The organism is Bradyrhizobium sp. NBAIM08 (assembly GCF_020193935.1).
In the GTDB taxonomy this organism is placed as follows: domain Bacteria; phylum Pseudomonadota; class Alphaproteobacteria; order Rhizobiales; family Xanthobacteraceae; genus Bradyrhizobium; species Bradyrhizobium yuanmingense.
The window spans coordinates 1-395 of sequence record NZ_JADYVR010001119.1 but is presented as its reverse complement, the minus strand read 5'-3'; the positions used below and the strand labels follow the sequence as shown (position 1 = coordinate 395).

Sequence of the window (395 nt, the reverse complement as noted above, 5' to 3'; positions counted from 1 at the left end):
GTGCAGGGCCGCCTCGTGGTCGAGGCCCTGGACGCGGGCGACCTCGGGCTGACCGTCGACGACGAGCTCGCCACGCTCCCGCTCGGGGCCGAGGCGGCGCAGTGGCGGGACGCGCCCGTCGCCGACGCCCGGCGGCTGCTGTACCTGCTCGACCGCCGCGCGGGCACCCTCCGGCGCGTGACCGCCGCCGCCCTGGAGGTGCAGGAGGACTTCGTCCGGCACGGGCGCGCGGCGCACCGCCCGCTGACGCGCGCCCAGGTGGCCGAGCGTGAGAACGAGATCCTGCGCAAGAAGGCCGGCATGAAGGCCAAGCCCGGCTACCCCGACGGCACCGACGAGGTCGCCGCACGCGTGACGGCGTTCTCGCCGACCGTCTGGAACTCGCGCATCCAGGT

At 76.2% G+C, this 395-nt stretch carries 1 protein-coding gene; it reads left to right on the top strand.

Annotation, left to right across the window (positions count from 1 at the left end):
* Positions 1 to 15: 15 nt before the first annotated feature.
* The coding region (locus I6F37_RS43750) for a hypothetical protein (RefSeq protein ID WP_225154948.1) at positions 16 to 395 on the top strand (380 nt) is incomplete at its 3' end.